Genomic DNA, 16,772 nt, shown 5'->3' with positions numbered 1-16,772 from the left:
AATTTAAAGAAAGCAAAATTCTTATAAAAAGACTTCTTATTTTTAAATTAAAAGAAACTATTTTTGCACCAATAAAAAACAACACACACCATCATGAATATTTTACTATTAGGATCTGGCGGAAGAGAACACGCTTTTGCTTGGAAAATGACTCAAAGCCCATTATGTAGTCAACTTTTTGTGGCACCGGGTAATGCTGGAACCGCAAAAATAGCTACAAATATTTCAGTAAATCCAAACGATTTTGAAACAATCAAACAATTTGTTTTAACAAATACAATCAAAATGGTAGTGGTTGGCCCAGAAGACCCTTTAGTAAATGGTATTTATGATTTCTTTAAAAATGATACTCAAATTTTACATATTCCAGTAATTGGCCCTTCAAAGTTAGGTGCGCAATTAGAAGGGAGTAAAGAATTTGCTAAAGAATTTTTAGTAAAAAACAATATTCCAACTGCAAAGTACGAAAGTTTTACTTCTGAAACAGTTGAAAAAGGATATGCTTTTTTAGAAACATTATCTCCGCCATATGTTCTAAAAGCAGATGGTTTAGCCGCCGGGAAAGGCGTGGTAATTCTAAATGATATACAAGACGCAAAAGATGAATTGAAAGCCATGTTAGTAGATGCAAAATTTGGTTTAGCTAGCGCAAAAGTCGTAATTGAAGAGTTTTTAGAAGGAATTGAATTAAGTTGTTTTGTCTTAACTGACGGGAAAAATTATAAAATTTTACCCACAGCAAAAGATTACAAAAGAATTGGCGAAGGTGATACTGGGTTAAATACAGGCGGAATGGGCGCCATTTCTCCAGTTCCTTTTGCAGATGCAACTTTAATGCAAAAAATTGAAAAACAAATTGTGATTCCTACCATCACGGGTTTAAAAAACGACAATATTGAATACAAAGGATTTGTATTTATTGGCTTGATAAAAGTTGGCGACAATCCGTTTGTAATTGAATATAATGTGAGAATGGGTGATCCAGAGACAGAAGTAGTTATCCCAAGAATAAAAAGTGATTTAGTTGCTTTGTTTCAAGCAGTTGCGACAGAAAAATTAGCCGATTTTGAATTGGATTTAGACGAAAGAACAGCAGCAGCTGTTGTAGTTGTTTCGGGCGGCTATCCTGAAGAATTTGAAAAAGGCAAAGAAATTTTTGGTTTAGACGATAAAACAGATTCTTTAATTTTTCACGCAGGGACCAAAGAAGAAAACGGGAAAATTTTATCTAACGGGGGACGAGTATTAGTAGTAACATCCTTCGGAGAAACACATACGCCAGCAACAAAAAAATCTTATCAAACCATAGAAAACCTAAAGTTTGATAAGATGAATTATAGAAAAGATATAGGATTCGATTTATAATAGAACCTATTCTTTTTATTTAGTTAAGAAAGAGTGTGCTGAAGTATCTTGTTCATCAGCTCCAGATTTTTTGAAAATCTGTAATTGTTTTGTCCAGAAAAATGCCCAATAACAACAAGTAAAAATAAATACCCAATTGATTATATTTGCCACCCACCAATTTGTTAATTCTATACTTCTTAAAAAGTCCATTGGTACAAAAAGTACTTCAACAAATAAAAATTGTATTGCTTCGAAAAATGCTTTCATTTTATTATTATATTTACACTACAAAAATATAAAATATATTTATGATTGCAAGTCTTTTTAGTAAAACTCGACCAATAAATTACATATTAATATTAATAATGCTGTTTTCTTGCTTTTTTGTGTACCAATTTCAGGTTCCAAATGAAGATTTTACATCAGGCGATCTGTTTTCAAAAATTGGCGTTTTTGTGTTGCTTTTGCTTTCGTTTTTTCTGGTAAATTTTATTTCACTTAAAAACACCTTAACTCAAAACGATAATTATGCAATACTATTTTTTCTTGTGTTTATTTTATTATTTCCTACGGTATTAAATAACATTAAAGTTGTGCTATCAAATGTGTTTTTGTTATTGGCTTTAAGAAGGTTAATTTCTTTAAAAACATTAAACTCATCAAAGGAAAAAATATTTGATGCTTCTTTCTGGATTTTCCTTTCTGCTATTTTTCACTTTTGGAGTATTTTGTATATTATTTTAGTTTTTATTTCTATTATTTTTCACTCGGGGAAAGAATATAAAAACTGGATTTTACCATTTGTTTCATTTCTTTGTGTTTGGATTTTATATATTGCTACCAGCTTAATATTATTTGATAACTATTCCATTAATAAAGCTGTTTTTCAGGTAAGTTTTAACTTTTTTGAATTTAAAAATATGTATCAAAACATGGCGTTTTCCTTATTTGTTTCTATTTCTGTATTATTTTTTGCTTCACAAACAATTGACTACCAAAACAAACCTTTAAACATGCAGGCATCTTATAAACAAGTTTATTTTGCTTTTCTTTTAGCTTTGGGGATTTATGTTTTTTCAGCAAATAAATCTAATGATTTATTGATGTATACTTTTGCTCCACTAGCTATTTTAGGCGCAAATATGTTTGAAAAAATGAAGAATTCTATTTATAAAGAAGTGTCTTTATATTTGTTATTTGGCGTGGGATTGTTTTTCTTTTTTGCTCAATTATAATTTGTTTCCATACGCTAAATCACCAGCGTCACCTAAACCTGGTATAATGTAGTTTTTTTCATTTAACTTGTCATCTAATGAGGCTACCCATAAATGGCAGTTTTCTGGCAAATTTTCTTCCAAGTATTTAATGCCTTCCGGAGCAGCAATAACAACAGCAATATGGATTTCTTTTGGCTGTTGTGTAGCTAAAATTTTATTTAAAACTGCAACTAATGATTGTCCGGTTGCTAACATTGGGTCTACTAAAATTAATGTTTTATTGGCCATATTTGGCACAGCTTGATATTCCACTAAAATATCGAAATTTTCATCCGAATTATAATGATTTCTGTAAGCCGAAATAAAACCATTTTCCGCAGCATCAAAATAGTTTAAAAAACCTTGATGTAATGTCAAACCCGCTCTCAGAATTGAACACAATACTATTTTTTCTGCTATTTCTGAAGTATTTTTTATACCTAACGGAGTGGTTACAGCTACATTATTATACGTTAGTTTTTTACTAATTTCATAAGCCATTATCTCGCCAATACGCTCCATGTTTCTCCTGAAACGCATGCCGTCTTTTTGAATGGTTACCTCTCTAATTTGACATAAAAACTGGTTTAAAAGGCTGTTTTCTTCGGAAATATAATGAATGTTCATGTGAGATAATTTGTAATTTATGGTTAAAAGTACAAAAAATCCTTATTTTTGTAAATTAAATTAAAAATTATGTTTGCAGAATTCGCCTTTCCCATTTTTGAACAAGCTATAAAAGCGTATCACGTCATTGATGATGTATATCAGCCAGTAGTTAATCCTTATGAAAAAGGGTCAGTAGAACATTTATTGTTTGCCAAAAACTGGGTGGATACAGTGCAATGGCATTATGAAGATATTGTGCGCGACCCAAATATTGATCCCGTTGCTGCGTTAGATTTAAAACGCAAAATTGATGCTTCTAACCAGGTTAGAACTGATATGGTGGAATATATTGACGGTTATTTTTTACAAAAATACGCACACGTTCAAGTGAAACCAAATGCCAGAATTAATACAGAAAGTCCGGCTTGGGCAATTGATAGATTATCTATTTTAGCCTTGAAAATTTACCACATGAGTGAGGAAGCTACTCGCGAAGAAGCCACGTCAGAACACCGAGCAAAATGCCAAGAAAAATTAAATGTATTGTTAGATCAAAAAAATGATATGTTTATTTCCATTAGTCAATTAGTGGAAGATATTGAAAATGGCGACAAATTCATGAAGGTGTACAAACAAATGAAAATGTACAACGATGCGGATTTGAATCCAGTTTTATATCAAAATAAAAAATAAATGTCTTCTCACATTTTAGTTATTCGGCTTTCAGCTATGGGCGATGTCGCTATGACCGTTCCTGTACTGAGCGCTTTTTCTTTGCAATATCCCAACGTGAAAATCACAGTAGTTTCTCGACCGTTTTTTAAACCGTTTTTTGACGATATTGAAAACATAACTTTTTTTCCAATTGATTTAAAAGAAAGACACCAAGGTTTTTTAGGACTTTTGCGTTTATTTTCTGATTTACGAAAACTCAATATTGATGCCGTTGCCGATTTACATAATGTCTTACGATCAAAAATTATCACTACACTTTTCGCTTTGAATGGCAAAAAAGTAGCCGCTACAGATAAAGGAAGAATAGACAAAAAAGCACTTACAAAGTTAGCCATCAAAAACATTTCTCCAATAAAATCAATGTTCGAACGACATGTTGAAACGTTTGAAAATTTAGGTTTTCAAATCAATTTAAATACTCCCATGTTTCCTGAAAAAGCGATTTTATCTGAAGAAATAATAAAAATTACGGGTAAAAAAGCAGAAAATTGGATTGGAATAGCACCTTTTGCACAATACGAAAATAAAGTCTACCCAACAGATTTGATGCAACAAGTAATAGATGATTTAGCAAAAAATACTTCAAATAAAATTTTATTATTTGGTGGCGGAACAGAAGAAATTAAGCAACTAAATCAGTTAAAAAACAACCATGATAATGTACTTGTTTTAGCTGGAAAAACCAACTTGAAAGCAGAATTAGCCATTATTTCTAATTTAAATATTATGCTTTCTATGGATTCTGGAAACGCGCATATTGCGGCTATGATGGGCATTAAGGTAATCACACTTTGGGGCGCCACACATCCATTTGCAGGATTTCAACCATTCCATCAACCTGATGATTTTAGTTTGACTTCAGATAGAAAACAATACCCTTTTTTACCTACTTCGGTGTACGGAAATAAAAAAGTAGCAGGTTATGAATATGCGATGCGAACGATTTTACCTTCTCAGGTTATAGAAAAAATAAATTCCAATCTTAACTAAATAAAATTGGAATTTGGAATTTTTTATTTGGAATTTCAACAATTAAATATCATCAAAATTAATTTTAATTTCAGAGGATGTTGGTACCGCTTGACATGCTAAAACCAATCCTTCAGCTACTTCATTATCTGTTAAAATTTGGTTTTTCTTCATGGTAGCACTTCCTTCTGTAACCCTACAAATACAGCTACTACAAATACCGCCTTGGCAAGAATAAGGCACATCTAAACCTTGTTTTAAAGCCGCTTCTAAAATGGTTTGTTTCTGACTCATTTCAAAAGTAACTTCGTCTGCATCAACAGTAATTGAAATGTTTGTATGGCCTTCATTTACAGCATCAATTTTCTTTTCTGAAGCAGACGAAGTGCCAAATAATTCAAATTTAATGTCTTTTTCAGCTACATTATTTTCTTTTAAAGTCGCCGTAACTACTTGTATCATGGCTTCTGGTCCGCACAAGTAAAACTTAGAAAAGGTTTTATCAGCATGTTTGGTTTTTAAAACAGCATTTACAATTGACTTGTCAATTCTACCAAATAATTCCCCAGCAACATTAGCTTGACTGTACACAAAATGCACAAAAAACCGCCCTAAATTTTTTAATTGAAGTTCATGTAACTCGTCATGAAAAATAGTTTCCGATTCGTCTTTATTACCATAAAATAAAACAAAAGTACTATTTGGTTCTTCTTCTAACATGCTTTTTGCAATCGATAAAACAGGCGTAATTCCGCTACCAGCAGCAAATGCGGCATAACTTTTTTGATGCTCATGTTTGGCTTCAAATGTAAATTTTCCTTCGGGAATGCTTACTTCTAACAAATCGCCTACAGCTAATTTTGTGTTGGCAAATCTTGAAAAAGCACCGCTTTTTACCTCTTTTATAGCAATTCGCATTTCACCACTTTTTGGTGAAGAACAAATAGAATAAGCTCTACGAAGTTCTGTGCCGTCTAAAGTAAGTTTTAAGGTTACATATTGACCTGCAATAAATTGGTAAGCTGATTTTAGTTCTTGTGGAATATTAAAAACGATGGAAACCGCATTTTTTGTCTCTCGTTTGATTTCTTTTATTGCTAATTTATAAAAATCCATGTTATATATTATTTTGTAAACAACGCCTTTAACTCCGTTGCTTCGCTAGGTTTCATTTTTCCAGCTAATACTAAGCTTAATTGTTTTCTTCTTAGTGCAGCGTCGTAACGTTCTATTTCTAATTCGGTTTGTGGTTCAATGGGTGGCACTGGAATAGGTCTTCCGGTTTCATCAACGGCTACAAAAGTATAAATGGCTTCGTTGGCTTTGTTTTTAATGCCTGATTCTCTGTCTTCAATCCAAACATCAATAAAAATTTCCATTGAAGTATTGAAGGTTCTCGATACTTTAGATTCTACTGTAACCACGCTTCCTAACGGAATAGCTCTATTAAAAGCCACATGATTTACCGAAGCCGTAACGCAAATTCTTCTCGAATGACGGCGCGCAGTAATACTAGCGGCTCTATCCATACGAGCTAATAATTCGCCACCAAATAAATTATTCAGCGGGTTGGTTTCACCAGGCAACACTAAATCGGTTAGTGTAGTTACGGAATCTGAAGGATATTTGTTTTGCATTATTTTTTTTACAAAGATACTAACTCTGAATTAAAAAAAGGGCATAAAAAAATCCCAAAATTGGGATTAGTCTATAAGTAACCAAGCGTCGACGCTATCTTTTGATTTTATTTGAATTTTTAAATTCTGAGCTTCATTTAAATTAGAAAAACTCCCAAAAGCAACAGGTATCAAACCATATTTGTTTTCAGTTAACAAATGAGCTTCAAAACCTTGTGAAAGTAAATCATTCATGGCTTTTGTAGCGTTTCGTTTGCTTCTGTAAGCGCCCGCTATCACGTGGTATTTTCCATTATGCGTTGTTTCTAAAGTTAAATCAACTGCGTTTATTGGATTTGGAATTACAAAAGTAGCCTCTTGAATTCTTTGATTTATTTTTTCTTGTACCGTTTTTTCTACAATTATAGTTTGTTGGTTAATTGTATAATCATAATACATTTTGTAACCATACGTTCCCGCAGAAGCAAAAACAGCTACTGCCGCAGCGTATTTTAACCAATTACTTGAGCGATTTTTACCATTTATTGGAATAACCGGCGTGTCTTTTTCAGCACTTTCTTCTATTGAAATTGGTGCTTCTATTATAGACTCAGTTAGTGAAGCAACATCAGTAAGTATTTGATTGGCTCTTGCTATTTCTGGCGAATTAAAACCAGCCAAACCAAAAGAATCTGTCAAATAATTAATAGCTGTATTGGGTTTGAAAACAAAATTATGTTCGGAATTGGAAAAAATTTCACCAATATTTTCTAACACTAAATGTTCTTTATTTTCTAATTTCTCTAACCAAAAACCAACTTGCGTTTGAATGCTATTTAACGCTTTTTCATAGCTAATTTTTTCTTGTAATGCGATATGATTGGCCAATAAACCATCATTATTTTTTATGTTCGAATTAAAAGAAATTACTTTTTTCGGCGGCGCAAATGAATTTTGTCCCACAATTACTTGTGCAGATTGCCATTCGCATAAGAAAGCTCCAAAGCCAGGAACGCCCACGCATTGGTATCTGTACAACAATTCTGAAATGTGTTTTTCTATCTTCATATAGGCAAAATTAAGAATTCAAGCCCAAAAACAAAATTTTATTAACAATTTTTATTAACAATATTAAAATTATTTTTCTTCGTTTTACAGAATGTCATCAAAATATTAAAAAAATAAATATATTTGTAAATTATATTATACGCCATGTTACATAACGAATTATTTTACACGCTAGCGCTCTTAAAAGTGGAAGGTATTGGTGACGTTGTTGCCAAAAAACTCATTAAGCACTGTGGTTCACCCTCAGCGGTTTTTCAAACTCCAAAAAAATCATTGGTTGCCATTGAGGGAATTGGTCATTATCTTTACAAAAATTTACAAGAAAAAGCTGTTTTTCAATTGGCCGAAAACGAACTTCGTTTTATAGAAGACGAAAACATTTCTTATACTACTTTTGAAGAAAATTCTTATCCAGAACGCTTAAAACATTGCGCAGACGGACCAATTATTTTGTTTCAATCTGGGGCTATTGATTTGCAAAATAAAAAATTAATAAATATTGTTGGAACCCGACAAACTACGCCCTATGGAATCGATTTCACAAAAAAACTAATATCAGATTTAGCGCCTTTAAACCCCGTTATTGTTAGCGGTTTTGCTTATGGTGTGGACATTGTAGCGCACCAAGCTGCCATCCAAAATGACTTACAAACTGTTGGTGTTTTGGCTCATGGTTTAAATCAAATTTATCCAAAATCACATAAAAAGTATGTTTCTCAAATGGAACAAAACGGCGGTTTTATGACCGAATTTTGGAGCACCAGCAATCCAGAAAGAGAGAATTTTATCAAAAGAAACAGAATCGTTGCGGGTATGTGTGAAGCTACAATTGTTATTGAAAGTGCAGAAAAAGGCGGTTCGTTAATTACGGCCAGCATTGCAAATGACTATAACCGAGATGTTTTCGCTGTTCCGGGGAGAGTTTCTGATAAATTTAGCCAAGGGTGTAACAATTTAATCAAAACGCAACGCGCGCATTTATTAAACAGTGCGGCTGATTTGATTTATATTTTAAATTGGGATATTCATTCAAAAAAAGAAAGCAAATCCGTGCAAAAACAATTGTTTGTTTCCTTAACGGAAGACGAGCAAAAAATTTATGATTATTTAGTAAATAAAGACAATGAACTAATGGATATTATAGCTTTAGATTGCGACTTTCCTATTTTTAAAATTTCATCTTTGTTACTAAATATGGAGTTAAAAGGCGTCATTAGACCTATGCCAGGCAAGTTGTTTGAAGTGGTGTAGGTTAAGTCGAAAGTTTAAAAGTCATAAAGTCAAAAGAACAAACACGGAATTTAAAGACACATAATTAAACAACAGAAACTAATTTACACTATTTTAAAAAAACTTTTTAAATAACAACAATATAGACTTTTGACTTGACGACTTTTAAACTTTCTACATAGTTACAAACCCTAATTTTTCACGGACTCTTTTCAAAACGCTATCGGCAACTTTTCCAGCTTTTGCTGCGCCTTCAAAAAGTAATTTGTCTACTTCTGCAGGATTGTTTATGTAGTGATTATATTTTTCTCTTTCGGTTTTAAAGTTGTAAGCAATTAAATCAAATAGCGCTTGTTTGGCGTGTCCAAAACCATAATTTCCAGCTAAATATTTTGCTTTTAAATCTGCTGTTTCTTCTGGAGAAGCCAATAATTTATACAAACCAAACACATTACAAGTAGCTGGATTTTTTGGATCTTCTAAAGGTGTGCTATCGGTTTCAATGCCTTTTATTTGTTTCAATAAAGCTTGATCATCCAGAAAAATATTGATAAAATTATTTCGCGATTTACTCATTTTTTGCCCGTCTGTTCCAGGAATTAACATCGTTTCTTCACTGGTTTTTCCTACCGGTAACACAAAAGTTTCACCCATTTGATGGTTAAAACGGGAAGCCACATCTCTAGTAATTTCAATATGTTGCATTTGATCTTTTCCAACAGGCACAATTTCGGCATCGTACAGTAAAATATCGGCAGCCATTAACATCGGATAAGAAAACAATCCTGCATTTACATCTTCCAACCTATCTGCTTTGTCTTTAAAAGAATGGGCTAATGTCAAACGTTGAAAAGGGAAAAAACAACTCAAATACCATGACAATTCTGCGGTTTGTGGCACATCTGATTGTCTGTAAAAAACCACTTTATTAGTATCTAATCCACACGCTAACCAAGCGGCAGCTGTGCTATAGGTGTTTTGTTTGAGTTCGATTCCGTTTTTAATTTGCGTAATCGAATGCAAATCGGCAATAAATAAAAACGAGTCATTCGCAGGATTATTTGCCATTTGTATAGCTGGAATAATTGCGCCTAATAAATTTCCTAAATGTGGCGTTCCTGTGCTTTGAACACCTGTTAATATTTTTGCCATATTGAATGTTGTTTTTGCAAATGTAAGTTTTTAAGTAAAAAGAGCCAAGTAAAAAGGTGCAACTAAAAAAGAATAAGTTTTTTAAAATTGTTTACTTTTGAAAATCGAATACAATTTAAGAAATGAATTTATTTAAATATCCGTTTTGGTTGCTGTACCGTATCTGGTTTTACCTATTGGTATTGTTGCCAATAATAGTATTATTTCCACTCATACTAATTAGCATTTTAAGCGAAAAAACATACCCTTTGTTTTTTAAAATTGCACGATTTTGGGCGCGATTTATATTAATTGGAATGGGTTTTAGATATTCTATAAAAGGCACTGAAAATTTTGAAGCAGGTAAAAGTTATATGTTGGTAGCCAACCATACTTCTATGGCAGATGTTATGCTGATGCTATTGGCCGTAAAAAACCATCCATTTGTTTTTGTAGGAAAAAAAGAATTGGTTAAAATTCCCATTTTTGGATTCATTTACAAACGTGTTTGTATTTTGGTTGACCGAGAAAATAGTAAAAGTAGATTTGCTGTTTTTGAACGCGCGCAAAACAGAATTCAACAAGGATTGAGTATTTGTATTTTTCCTGAAGGCGGCGTGCCCGATGAAAGTGTGCTTTTGGACGAATTTAAAGACGGCGCTTTCCGAATTGCAATAGAACACCAACTTACAATAATTCCCGTGACTTTTTACGACAACAAAAAACGCTTTTCCTATACTTTTTTTAGTGGTTCGCCAGGAAAAATGAGAGCGAAAGTGCATGCGCCCATTTCCACAATAGGAAAAACTATGAATGATAAAAATCTTTTAAAACAAGAAGTTAGAGATATTATTTTAACGGAACTTCAAAAATAATAAGCAAAAAAAACGCCCTAAAAGGCGTTTTTATTATGGTACAACAACTGAAAATTCTTCATAAAGATTAACTCCGTTGGCGTCTTTACCTTTCCAAAACTTTAAAAGATAAGTGCCTGAAGTAGCTGGTTTAAATCTTAAAATTTCCGTTTGCAATTGATTGAGTAAAGGCAAACATCCTTGTTCTTCTATCACGTAATTTAGTACAGCAATAGTTCTATTAAAATCGTCTTTAGTGTAATAAAAACCTTCAAAACCATGGCAACTAGAAGGTCTTGAATAGGTAACTTCTATTTCGTTAATAGTATTTACTGTAAAAGTTGTCGGCAAAACAACCGATTCTACGGGAACTAATTCTAAATGAACTCTTGGCCCATCATATTCTTGTGTACATGAAATAGAAAATACAAAAATACAGATAAGTGCTATTAATTTTTTCATAATAAAACTTTTTAAATAATTTGAATAGTCAATTTGATTTTAATCAAAAAACCATCCTAAAAAGAATGATTTGTTGTATTATGCGTTTTGTTCTTTTAGGAACTCTTTAATTTTAACTTCTAACTCATCCATTAATTCTGGATTGTCTTTGATAAGTTGTTTTACACCATCTCTTCCTTGTCCTAATTTGGTTTCGCCATAACTAAACCAAGAGCCACTTTTCTTGATAATTTCAAAATCTACAGCTAAGTCTAAAACTTCACCCACTTTAGAAACTCCTTCTCCGTACATAATATCAAATTCTGCAGTTCTAAATGGCGGTGCTACTTTATTTTTTACAATTTTTACTCTCGTTCTGTTACCAATTACTGTGTCGCCATCTTTAATTTGGGAAGAACGTCTGATGTCAATTCTTATCGAAGCGTAAAACTTCAATGCGTTTCCACCTGTTGTAGTTTCAGGACTTCCAAACATCACCCCAATTTTATCTCTCAACTGATTGATAAAAAATACGGTACATTTTGTTTTATGAATGGTTCCTGTTAATTTTCTTAACGCTTGCGACATCAAACGGGCGTGTAATCCCATTTTACTGTCACCCATATCGCCTTCAATTTCACTTTTTGGCGTTAGAGCTGCAACCGAGTCAATTACTACAATATCTACAGCGCCTGAACGAATTAAACTTTCCGCAATTTCTAATGCTTGTTCTCCGTTATCAGGTTGAGAAATAATTAAATTATCAATATCAATACCTAATTTTTCGGCATAAAAACGGTCAAAGGCGTGTTCTGCATCAATAAATGCGGCAATTCCACCTGCTTTTTGTGCTTCTGCTATGGCGTGTAAGGTTAGGGTAGTTTTACCAGAAGATTCCGGTCCGTAAATTTCGATAATTCTTCCTTTCGGATACCCATTTACGCCCAATGCAATGTCTACACCTAAAGATCCTGATGAAATGGTTTCTACTTCTTCTACTGCAGAATCACCCATTTTCATTACAGTTCCTTTACCGTACGTTTTGTCTAATTTGTCTAATGTTAGTTGTAAGGCTTTTAATTTTGCTTCTTTTTCGGTGCTCATAATATTTAATTTTTCGTAAAAATACAGAATTTTTTTATTGCAACAAATTTTGTTTGTAAATTTCTTGATGCATTTCAATTAAAAAATATTTCTACCTTTGCTATCGAATTCTTCCATTTAGAATTTGTTTATTTATTTCTTTAAGTCGTGATTATCACGTCTCTAACCTTAAAATGTTTATAGCATGCAACTGTACAACACCTTAAGCGCAGAAGAAAGAGCCAAGTTAATTGACCAAGCCGGTCAACGAGTAACGCTTTCTTTTTATGCGTATGCCAAAATTGAAAATCCCACATTATTTAGAAATGAGTTGTTTTTGAAATGGAACAAATTAGATGCCTTAGGGCGAATTTATGTTGCTAAAGAAGGTATAAATGCCCAAATGTCTGTTCCGGCAGAAAACATTGATGCTTTTAGAGACACATTAGAAACCTACGATTTTATGAAAGGCATTCGTTTGAATATTGCCGTAGAACATGATGACCATTCTTTTTTAAAATTAACCATAAAAGTACGACACAAAATTGTGGCCGATGGATTGAACGACGAAACTTTTGATGTAACCAACAAAGGCGTACATTTGAACGCCAAAGAATTCAATCAAATTTTAGAAGACCCAAATACGATCGTAGTAGATTTTAGAAATCATTATGAAAGTGAAGTCGGACATTTTATAGGTGCGATTACGCCAGATGTAGAAACGTTCCGTGAAAGTTTACCCATTATCAACGAGCAATTGAAAGACTTCAAAGAAGATAAAAATTTAGTGATGTATTGTACAGGGGGTATTCGTTGTGAAAAAGCCTCTGCTTATTACAAACACCAAGGGTTTAAAAACGTTTTTCAGTTAGAAGGCGGCATTATTAACTATGCCAAACAAATTAAGGAAGAAGGTTTAGAAAGTAAATTTATTGGTAAAAACTTTGTATTCGACCACCGTTTAGGCGAACGAATTACAGACGATATTATTTCGCAATGTCACCAATGTGGCGCACCTTGTGATACGCATGTAAATTGCGCCAATGAAGCGTGTCATTTATTATTTATTCAGTGCGATTCGTGTGCTGAAAAAATGGAAAACTGTTGTTCTACAAGTTGTGTAACAACCATTTATTTGCCTTTAGAGGAACAAGAAAACCGCAGAAAAGGATTAAAAAACGGCAATATGATTTTTCAGAAAGGGAAATCACCGGCGTTAAAATTCAAACAAAATTCGGAGCGAAATATTTTTGAAGAAATCGCTCAAAAACCAGTAAAAGTTTCGGCGGTTACCCAAATTAGAAAGCGAAAATTAACCACAGAAAGAAAAATATATATTGGCAAAGGCCAACATTATTTTACCAAAGCACAAGTAGGCCAATTTTTAATAGAAAACCAAGAATTAAAAACAGGAGATACCATTTTTATTTCAGGACCTACAACCGGAAATGAGAAAATGCAAGTGGGGACAATGTTAATTAACGGAATCGAAGACACCTTAGCCAAACCTGGTGATAAAGTAACTTTTGTAGTCCCATTTAAAATTAGAGAATCAGATAAAATATATAAAATATAATTGAAATTCATAAGAAAATGAAACCTGTTGCGTTATAATGATGTAACAGGTTTTTTTGTTTGTAACAACTTGAAAAACCAAAAGTTTAAATTCAGTCAAAAAAATGCTATCTTTACACTCAAAATAATAGTTGAAAAGTAGTTTCAATTTTTTGAGGCGATCAATATATATAAATTATGGCATGTACAAGTTGTTCAACTTCCGATGGTGGTGCACCAAAGGGGTGTAAAAATAATGGGACTTGCGGCACCGATAGCTGCAACAAATTAACAGTTTTCGATTGGTTAGCCAATATGACGTTACCAGGCGGGCAAGCACCGTTTGATTGTGTAGAAATACGTTTTAAAAACGGTAGAAAAGAATTTTTTAGAAACACCGAAAAACTTACTTTAAGCATCGGCGATGTAGTGGCTACAGAAGCTTCTTCTGGTCACGATGTGGGTTTGGTGTCTCTAACTGGCGAATTAGTTCGTGTTCAGATGAACAAGAAAAACGTAAAAGACAACGCCGAAATTCCTAAAGTATACCGCAAAGCGACTCAAAAAGACATCGATATTTGGCATGGCGTTAGAAATAAAGAAGACGGCATTCAAGTTCGTGCGCGTGAAATTGCCATAGCGATTAAATTAGAAATGAAAATTTCGGATATCGAATTCCAAGGCGATGGTTCAAAAGCTACGTTTTATTATACTGCAAATGACCGTGTAGATTTCCGACAATTGATTAAAGAATACGCTGGCGAATTTAAAATCCGTATAGAAATGAAACAGGTTGGTTTCCGTCAAGAAGCTGCTCGTTTAGGCGGAATTGGTTCTTGTGGACGCGAATTATGTTGCTCGTCTTGGTTAACAGATTTTAGAAGCGTAAATACTTCAGCAGCACGATACCAGCAATTATCTTTAAATCCACAAAAATTAGCAGGGCAATGTGGAAAGCTTAAATGTTGTTTAAATTACGAATTAGACACGTATTTAGATGCACTAAAAGGCTTGCCAGACATGGACACAAAATTACTTACCGATAAAGGCGATGCGTATTGCCAAAAAATAGATATTTTCAAAAATTTAATGTGGTTTTCTTACGCAAACGCTCCAGCTCATTGGCACACGCTAACCGCAGAAAAAGCCAATGAAATTGTTGCCATTAACAAACAAGGTAAAAAAATCGCACAATTAGAAGACTTTGTAGAAGAAGTTTCAACCCTAAATGTGGAGAAAAAATTCGAAAATGTTGTAGGGCAAGATAGTCTAACACGTTTTGATCAACCTAAAAGAAAACCAAACAATAATAATAAAAGAAAAAAGAAACCGTTTAAGAAAAATGAATAATACTTTTTTTAAAATAGTAAGTTTTTTCTTGATTTTTGTGGTAATTTCTTGCGACAAAAAACAAGTTTTTGATGAATATTATGCCTTTGATGGCACTTGGAAAAAAAACAAAAAAGCCGCTTTTACTTTTGAACAAAAAGACACCACAAGCGTATATAATTTATATTTAAACGTTAGAAACAACAACGAGTATCCATATAATAATTTGTTTTTAATAGTATCGTTAAATCAGCCAAACGGAAAAGTACTAGTAGATACTTTAGAATACCAAATGGCAAATCCGGACGGTAGTTTATTAGGAACTGGTTTTTCAGATGTAAAAGAAAGCAAACTGTGGTACAAAGAAAATTATAGTTTTGAAAAAGCCGGGAAATATACGGTAGAAGTTGAACATGCTGTTAGACAAACAGGAAAAGTACAAGGCGTAAAAGACTTAACCGGCATTACAGATTTAGGATTTAGAATAGAAAAAAGAAAATAAAGATACAAATGGCAACTAACAACACCCAAGTCAGTTATTCAGATTACGTTAGAAAATTTTGGAAATTATTCGGTTACACTTTTGGTGGCCTTTTATTGTTTTTTCTTTTGGCATCGTGGGGATTTTTCGGAAAAATGCCTTCGTTTGACGAATTAGAAAATCCAGATACCAATATCGCGACAGAAATTATTTCTTCAGACGGCGTTACTTTAGGAAAATTTTATAAAGAAAACAGAACACCGGTTAAATATCAAGATTTACCAAAACATTTAGTAGATGCTTTAATAGCTACAGAAGACGAACGTTTTTACGAACATTCTGGTGTAGATGCAAGAGGAACATTAAGAGCCATTTCCAGTTTAGGAGGAAGCGGCGGAGCAAGTACAATCACCCAGCAATTAGCCAAAAATTTATTTCATGGTGAAGGCTCTAAATTTTTACCATTTCGTGTCATTCAAAAATGCAAAGAGTGGATTATTGCTACAAAATTAGAACGTCAATATACCAAACAAGAAATTATAGCATTATACCTAAACAAAGTAGATTTTGTAAATAGCGCAGTCGGCATTCGTTCCGCTTCAAAAATCTACATGAATAAAGAACCTAAAGATTTAACTTTAGCAGAAAGTGCTTTATTTGTTGGAATGCTAAAAAACCCAGCATTATTCAATCCTACCAAAGAAAAAAGAAAAGAAAGAGTATTTAAACGTAGAAATACCGTTTTAGACCAAATGGTAAAAAACAAGTATTTATCGGAAGCAAAGGCAGCAGAATTGAAGCGAGTTCCTGTAAAAATAAACTTCAAACCAGAAAGTCATGCAGAAGGAACGGCTACGTATTTTAGAGAATACTTACGGGAAAGTTTAAAACCTATCATCAAAGCCATTGAAGACGAAAAAGGAGAAGAAATTGATTTGTACACGGCTGGTTTAAAAATTTATGTTACTATCGATTCGCGCATGCAACAATATGCCGAGGAAGCTGTAGAAGAGCATTTATCGAATTTACAACCCGAATTCAATCGCCGTCAAAAAGACAATCCAACCGC

General features: G+C 33.1%; 18 protein-coding genes. 10 read left to right on the top strand and 8 right to left on the bottom strand.

Annotated elements, in window-relative coordinates:
- Positions 1–93: 93 nt before the first annotated feature.
- Positions 94–1,365 (top strand): phosphoribosylamine--glycine ligase, encoded by a 1,272-nt coding sequence (gene purD, locus ACIQ2I_RS00305; protein WP_396180442.1) that lies wholly within the window; start codon positions 94–96, stop codon positions 1,363–1,365.
- Between the two features lie 15 nt (positions 1,366–1,380).
- Here purD and ACIQ2I_RS00300 read toward each other — a convergent pair whose 3' ends face one another.
- Complete coding sequence (locus ACIQ2I_RS00300) at positions 1,381–1,614, bottom strand: uracil phosphoribosyltransferase (RefSeq protein ID WP_396180441.1); 234 nt, start codon at positions 1,612–1,614, stop codon at positions 1,381–1,383.
- A gap of 41 nt (positions 1,615–1,655) precedes the next feature.
- Between ACIQ2I_RS00300 and ACIQ2I_RS00295 the strand changes: the two genes are divergently transcribed.
- Positions 1,656–2,582 carry a DUF6427 family protein gene (locus tag ACIQ2I_RS00295; RefSeq protein WP_396180440.1) on the top strand — a complete coding sequence of 309 codons (927 nt, stop codon included), beginning with the start codon at positions 1,656–1,658 and terminating at the stop codon, positions 2,580–2,582.
- Here ACIQ2I_RS00295 and upp read toward each other — a convergent pair.
- Positions 2,577–3,230 (bottom strand): uracil phosphoribosyltransferase, encoded by a 654-nt coding sequence (gene upp / locus ACIQ2I_RS00290; protein ID WP_396180439.1) that lies wholly within the window; start codon positions 3,228–3,230, stop codon positions 2,577–2,579. The genes ACIQ2I_RS00295 and upp overlap by 6 nt on opposite strands.
- Positions 3,231–3,299: 69 nt before the next feature.
- Here upp and ACIQ2I_RS00285 point away from each other — a divergent pair, with 69 nt between their 5' ends.
- Together ACIQ2I_RS00285 and ACIQ2I_RS00280 are read left to right on the top strand one after the other, a co-directional pair.
- Positions 3,300–3,905 carry a DUF4254 domain-containing protein gene (locus ACIQ2I_RS00285; RefSeq protein WP_396180438.1) on the top strand — a complete coding sequence of 202 codons (606 nt, stop codon included), beginning with the start codon at positions 3,300–3,302 and terminating at the stop codon, positions 3,903–3,905.
- Positions 3,906–4,937, top strand: coding sequence for a glycosyltransferase family 9 protein (locus ACIQ2I_RS00280; RefSeq protein WP_396180437.1), 1,032 nt, complete (start codon positions 3,906–3,908; stop codon positions 4,935–4,937).
- A gap of 42 nt (positions 4,938–4,979) precedes the next feature.
- Here ACIQ2I_RS00280 and ACIQ2I_RS00275 read toward each other — a convergent pair whose 3' ends face one another.
- The 3 genes from ACIQ2I_RS00275 to ACIQ2I_RS00265 all read right to left on the bottom strand — a co-directional run bounded on the left by ACIQ2I_RS00275 (position 4,980) and on the right by ACIQ2I_RS00265 (position 7,600).
- A complete protein-coding gene (locus ACIQ2I_RS00275) occupies positions 4,980–6,032 on the bottom strand; it encodes a 2Fe-2S iron-sulfur cluster-binding protein (protein WP_396180436.1) in 1,053 nt (350 codons plus the stop codon).
- Positions 6,033–6,040: 8 nt separating this feature from the next.
- Positions 6,041–6,553: an acyl-CoA thioesterase gene (locus ACIQ2I_RS00270; RefSeq protein ID WP_396180435.1), complete on the bottom strand. Its 513-nt coding sequence runs from the start codon at positions 6,551–6,553 to the stop codon at positions 6,041–6,043.
- A gap of 66 nt (positions 6,554–6,619) precedes the next feature.
- Positions 6,620–7,600, bottom strand: a complete 981-nt coding sequence (locus ACIQ2I_RS00265) for an SPOR domain-containing protein (protein WP_396180434.1) — start codon at positions 7,598–7,600, stop codon at positions 6,620–6,622.
- A gap of 144 nt (positions 7,601–7,744) precedes the next feature.
- Between ACIQ2I_RS00265 and dprA the strand changes: the two genes are divergently transcribed.
- Positions 7,745–8,851, top strand: coding sequence for a DNA-processing protein DprA (dprA, locus tag ACIQ2I_RS00260; RefSeq protein ID WP_396180433.1), 1,107 nt, complete (start codon positions 7,745–7,747; stop codon positions 8,849–8,851).
- A gap of 153 nt (positions 8,852–9,004) precedes the next feature.
- Here the strand turns inward: dprA and trpS are convergent, their stop codons facing one another.
- Positions 9,005–9,982 (bottom strand): tryptophan--tRNA ligase, encoded by a 978-nt coding sequence (gene trpS, locus ACIQ2I_RS00255; RefSeq protein WP_396180432.1) that lies wholly within the window; start codon positions 9,980–9,982, stop codon positions 9,005–9,007.
- Between the two features lie 122 nt (positions 9,983–10,104).
- Between trpS and ACIQ2I_RS00250 the strand changes: the two genes are divergently transcribed.
- Positions 10,105–10,836, top strand: a complete 732-nt coding sequence (locus ACIQ2I_RS00250) for a lysophospholipid acyltransferase family protein (protein WP_396180431.1) — start codon at positions 10,105–10,107, stop codon at positions 10,834–10,836.
- A 33-nt stretch (positions 10,837–10,869) separates the two neighbouring features.
- Here the strand turns inward: ACIQ2I_RS00250 and ACIQ2I_RS00245 are convergent, their stop codons facing one another.
- Positions 10,870–11,277, bottom strand: a complete 408-nt coding sequence (locus ACIQ2I_RS00245; protein WP_396180430.1) for a hypothetical protein — start codon at positions 11,275–11,277, stop codon at positions 10,870–10,872.
- Positions 11,278–11,355: 78 nt separating this feature from the next.
- Entirely contained in the window at positions 11,356–12,360 is a 1,005-nt protein-coding gene (recA, locus tag ACIQ2I_RS00240; protein WP_396180429.1) for a recombinase RecA, read from the bottom strand.
- A 184-nt stretch (positions 12,361–12,544) separates the two neighbouring features.
- Here recA and ACIQ2I_RS00235 point away from each other — a divergent pair, with 184 nt between their 5' ends.
- The 4 genes from ACIQ2I_RS00235 to ACIQ2I_RS00220 form a co-directional block, all read left to right on the top strand.
- Positions 12,545–13,915, top strand: coding sequence for a rhodanese-related sulfurtransferase (locus ACIQ2I_RS00235; protein ID WP_396180428.1), 1,371 nt, complete (start codon positions 12,545–12,547; stop codon positions 13,913–13,915).
- Between the two features lie 176 nt (positions 13,916–14,091).
- A complete protein-coding gene (locus ACIQ2I_RS00230) occupies positions 14,092–15,243 on the top strand; it encodes a stage 0 sporulation family protein (RefSeq protein WP_396180427.1) in 1,152 nt (383 codons plus the stop codon).
- Positions 15,236–15,724 carry a gliding motility lipoprotein GldH gene (locus ACIQ2I_RS00225; protein WP_396180426.1) on the top strand — a complete coding sequence of 163 codons (489 nt, stop codon included), beginning with the start codon at positions 15,236–15,238 and terminating at the stop codon, positions 15,722–15,724. The genes ACIQ2I_RS00230 and ACIQ2I_RS00225 overlap by 8 nt, the downstream gene beginning before the upstream one ends.
- A gap of 8 nt (positions 15,725–15,732) precedes the next feature.
- The coding region (locus ACIQ2I_RS00220) for a transglycosylase domain-containing protein (protein ID WP_396180425.1) at positions 15,733–16,772 on the top strand (1,040 nt) is incomplete at its 3' end.

This window comes from Flavobacterium sp., from assembly GCF_044368995.1.
Lineage (GTDB): Bacteria > Bacteroidota > Bacteroidia > Flavobacteriales > Flavobacteriaceae > Flavobacterium.
This window is presented reverse-complemented; position numbering and strand designations above follow the sequence as displayed.

Bases quoted from the DNA above. Each gene is read 5' to 3' on its own strand.
- ACIQ2I_RS00270 (WP_396180435.1), bottom strand. From the start codon at position 6,553: ATGCAAAACAAATATCCTTCAGATTCCGTAACTACACTAACCGATTTA.
- trpS (WP_396180432.1), bottom strand. From the start codon at position 9,982: ATGGCAAAAATATTAACAGGTGTTCAAAGCACAGGAACGCCACATTTA.
- ACIQ2I_RS00280 (WP_396180437.1), top strand. From the start codon at position 3,906: ATGTCTTCTCACATTTTAGTTATTCGGCTTTCAGCTATGGGCGATGTC.
- ACIQ2I_RS00275 (WP_396180436.1), bottom strand. From the start codon at position 6,032: ATGGATTTTTATAAATTAGCAATAAAAGAAATCAAACGAGAGACAAAA.
- ACIQ2I_RS00265 (WP_396180434.1), bottom strand. From the start codon at position 7,600: ATGAAGATAGAAAAACACATTTCAGAATTGTTGTACAGATACCAATGC.
- ACIQ2I_RS00230 (WP_396180427.1), top strand. From the start codon at position 14,092: ATGGCATGTACAAGTTGTTCAACTTCCGATGGTGGTGCACCAAAGGGG.
- ACIQ2I_RS00225 (WP_396180426.1), top strand. From the start codon at position 15,236: ATGAATAATACTTTTTTTAAAATAGTAAGTTTTTTCTTGATTTTTGTG.
- ACIQ2I_RS00235 (WP_396180428.1), top strand. From the start codon at position 12,545: ATGCAACTGTACAACACCTTAAGCGCAGAAGAAAGAGCCAAGTTAATT.
- recA (WP_396180429.1), bottom strand. From the start codon at position 12,360: ATGAGCACCGAAAAAGAAGCAAAATTAAAAGCCTTACAACTAACATTA.
- ACIQ2I_RS00285 (WP_396180438.1), top strand. From the start codon at position 3,300: ATGTTTGCAGAATTCGCCTTTCCCATTTTTGAACAAGCTATAAAAGCG.
- upp (WP_396180439.1), bottom strand. From the start codon at position 3,230: ATGAACATTCATTATATTTCCGAAGAAAACAGCCTTTTAAACCAGTTT.
- ACIQ2I_RS00250 (WP_396180431.1), top strand. From the start codon at position 10,105: ATGAATTTATTTAAATATCCGTTTTGGTTGCTGTACCGTATCTGGTTT.
- ACIQ2I_RS00300 (WP_396180441.1), bottom strand. From the start codon at position 1,614: ATGAAAGCATTTTTCGAAGCAATACAATTTTTATTTGTTGAAGTACTT.
- dprA (WP_396180433.1), top strand. From the start codon at position 7,745: ATGTTACATAACGAATTATTTTACACGCTAGCGCTCTTAAAAGTGGAA.
- ACIQ2I_RS00295 (WP_396180440.1), top strand. From the start codon at position 1,656: ATGATTGCAAGTCTTTTTAGTAAAACTCGACCAATAAATTACATATTA.
- ACIQ2I_RS00245 (WP_396180430.1), bottom strand. From the start codon at position 11,277: ATGAAAAAATTAATAGCACTTATCTGTATTTTTGTATTTTCTATTTCA.
- purD (WP_396180442.1), top strand. From the start codon at position 94: ATGAATATTTTACTATTAGGATCTGGCGGAAGAGAACACGCTTTTGCT.